Below are 3,548 nucleotides of genomic sequence, written 5' to 3'. Positions count from 1 at the left end.
CACCGTCACCAGCAATACGGCCGTCCTGACGGGCGGTGTCGAGACCGTGTTGTCGGGCGGACTGATCACCGGCGCCATCAACTCGGGCACCGGCATTTCCGGTGGCACCCTCAATGTTCTGGCCGGCGGCTCGGCTGCATTCGTGGCTGTTTCTAGCGGCGGCGTCCTCAATGTGGCCGGCACGTTCCTCAGCATGGGCGGCGTCCGCAGCGGCGGTGTCGAGAACGTGCTGTCCGGCGGACTGATCACCGGCGCCGTCAGTTCGGGCACCGGAGTCAGCGCAGGCGGCGTATTGAACGTTCTGGCCGGCGGCTCGGCGGCTTTCGTCGGCGTCTCCAGCGGCGGTATATTCAATGTATCGGGCACCGTGCTCAGCCGCGTGGGCGTTTATGCCGGCGGTGTCGAGAATGTCTTCTCAGGTGGTGTCGTCAACGGGGCCGTGGGCTCCGGGACGGCCGTTTCCGGCGGCACAGTCAATGTCTTTTCGGGCGGCGCACTGGATCACCTGACCGTTTCGAGCGGCGGCGTGCTCAACATTGCTTCCGGAGCCACGGCGCACGACATCGCGGTGTCGAGCGGTGGCGCGCTCAATCTTGCAGGCACGACGACGAGCAACGTCTTCGTGTTCGCTGGTGGCAGTGAGATTGTATCTTCCGGCGGCTCCGCAGGGGCGGTGACGATCTCCGGCGGCGTGGTCGAATTGGAGGCGGGAAGCCTCGCGAGCGGCATCGCATTCAGCGGTTCCGGCGGGCAGCTCAAGATCGACGGCACGTCTTTGGCCGGCACCACCGTCAGCGGGCTGGTGCTCGGCGACAGCATCGATCTCGCAGGCCTCAGTTTCGTATCCGGCGGGTCGGCGTCCCTACTTCCGGGCAATGTCCTGCATGTCACGGAGGGGACTTCCTCGTTCGATGTGCAGCTCGATCAGACGCCTGGCGTGCGGTTCAGCGTCAGCGCGGATTCCGGCACCGGCACGCTAGTCACGACGCGTGCCGATATCGCACCGGTCACGTCAGCGCCCAATGTAACGGCAATCCTTGGCGAGAGTTCTGCGCTGGCTTCCAGCCTGTTCTCGGTCACGGACGCCGATGGCGATCCCATCACCGAATACGCGTTCTGGGACACCCAAGGTAACGGACATTGGGTCGTCAACGGCGTCGTCCAGGCCACCAACGCCGAGATCGATATTGGGGCGGCGAACCTGTCGCAGGTGAGCTACGTCTTCGGTCCAAGCGGCACGGCTGATACCCTCTTCGTAAGGGCCAATGACGGTACGGCTTGGGGCGGCTGGACTCAATTTACCGCAACCGCCTTTGTGGACACTCCGCCGACCGTGCACGCCGCCAACGTCGCAGCGTTGCACGGCCAAACGTCGGTTGCCGCATCGACCCTGTTCACGGTGTCCGATCCGGATATGCAAACGATGACCCAGTACGCGTTCTGGGACACCGGCGGCAACGGCCACTGGGTGGTGAATGGTGTTACCGAGCTGGCCAACACCGAGATCGATGTGTCGGCAGCGAACCTGTCGCAGGTGAGTTATGTCTTCGGGCCGACAGGGTCGACGCCCGATACATTGTACATCAAGGCGAACGACGGAATGCTGTGGGGCGCCTGGACGGCGTTCACCGCAACACCGGGGCCGGATGCGGCGCCGGTGGTTACGGCGCAGAACGTGACAGCAACCCATGGAGAGACCTCGGCGCTCGCCTCGAGCCTGTTCTCGGCCTCGGACGCCGACAACGACACCATCACCCAGTACGCGTTCTGGGACGCCGGCGGCAATGGCCACTGGATGGTGAATGGTGTCGCGCAGGCAGCCAACACCGAGATCGATGTGTCGGCGGCGAACCTGTCGCAGGTGAGCTACGTGTTCGGACCAACAGGGTCGACACCCGATACGCTGTACGTCAGGGCCAACGATAGCTACTTGTGGGGAGGCTGGACCGCGTTCACGGCAACACCGGGGCCTGACCACGCTCCGGTTGTGACGGCGCCGAATGTGACTGTAACCCCAGGAGAGACGACAGTGCTCGCCTCGAGCCTGTTCTCGACCTCGGACGCCGACAACGACACGATGACCCAGTACGCGTTCTGGGACACCGGTGGCAGCGGCCACTGGGTGGTGAATGGTGTCGCGCAGGCAGCCAACGTCGAGATCGATGTGTCGGCAGCGAACCTGTCGCAGGTGAGCTACGTGTTCGGGCCGCCCGGCTCGACGCCCGATACGCTGTACGTCAGGGCCAACGACGGCTACTTGTGGGGCGCCTGGACGGCGTTCACGGCCCCACCGGGGTCCGATCAGGCGCCGGTTGTGACGGCGCAGAACGTGACAGCAACCCATGGAGAGACGTCGGCGCTCGCCTCGAGCCTGTTCACGGCCACGGATGCCGACAACAACGCCATCACCCAGTATGCATTCTGGGACACCGGCGGCAATGGCCACTGGGTGGTGAATGGTGTCGCGCAGGCAGCCAACACCGAGATCGATGTGTCGGCGGCGAACCTGTCGCAGGTGAGCTACGTGTTCGGTCCCGGCGGTTCGCCGGCGGATACGCTCTACGTGCGAGCCAATGACGGCATGTTGTGGGGCGCCTGGACGGCGTTCACGGCAACACCGGGGCCTGACCACGCGCCGGTTGTGACGGCGCCGAACGTGACAGTAACCCCAGGAGAGACGACAGTGCTCGCCTCGAGCCTGTTCTCGACCTCGGACGCCGACAACGACACCATCACGCAGTACGCGTTCTGGGACACCGGTGGAAACGGCCACTGGGTGGTGAATGGTGTCGCGCAAGCGGCCAACACCGAGATCGATGTCTCGGCGGCGAACCTGTCGCAGGTGAGCTACGTGTTCGGGCCGACCGGCTCGCCGCCCGATACGCTCTACATCAGGGCCAACGATGGCTTTATGTGGGGCGGCTGGACGGCGTTCACGGCCCCGTCAGGGTCCGATCATGCGCCGGTCGTGACGGCGCAGAACGTAGCAGCAACCCATGGAGAGACGTCGGCGCTCGCCTCGAGCCTGTTCACGGCCACGGATGCCGACAACAACACCATCACCCAGTACGCATTCTGGGACACCGGCGGCAATGGCCACTGGGTGGTGAATGGTGTCGCGCAGGCAGCCAATGCCGAGATTGATGTGTCGGCGGCGAACCTGTCACAGGTGAGCTACGTGTTCGGGCCGACCGGCACCACGCCCGACACACTGTACGTCAAGGCCAACGATGGCCTTTTGTGGGGCGCCTGGACGGCCTTCACGGCAACGCCGGAGCCCGACCACGCTCCGGTTGTGGCGGCATCGAACGCGACCGGGATTCACGACCATTCGGTCGCGGCCTCGAGCCTGTTCACGGCGACGGACGCCGACAACGACACCATCACCCAGTACGCGTTCTGGGACACCGGCGGCAACGGCCACTTTGTTGTCAATGGTGTCATCCAGGCGGCCAACACCGAGATCGACGTGTCGGCGGCGAACCTGACGCAGGTGAGCTACATATTCGGCCCCGGAGGTTCGCCGTCGGATACGCTCTATGTGCGGG

1 protein-coding gene is annotated in these 3,548 nt (G+C 64.8%); it reads left to right on the top strand.

The window, feature by feature from the left end; translation table 11 throughout:
* Positions 1 to 3,548, top strand: a 3,548-nt coding sequence (locus H8B02_RS46115) for a beta strand repeat-containing protein (RefSeq protein WP_229172343.1), incomplete at both ends; no start/stop codon positions are given.

Origin of the sequence: Bradyrhizobium altum (assembly GCF_020889705.1) — a bacterium.
Taxonomy (GTDB): domain Bacteria; phylum Pseudomonadota; class Alphaproteobacteria; order Rhizobiales; family Xanthobacteraceae; genus Bradyrhizobium; species Bradyrhizobium altum.
The sequence above is the reverse complement of the archived record's forward strand: the minus strand, read 5'-3'. Positions and strand labels throughout refer to the sequence as shown.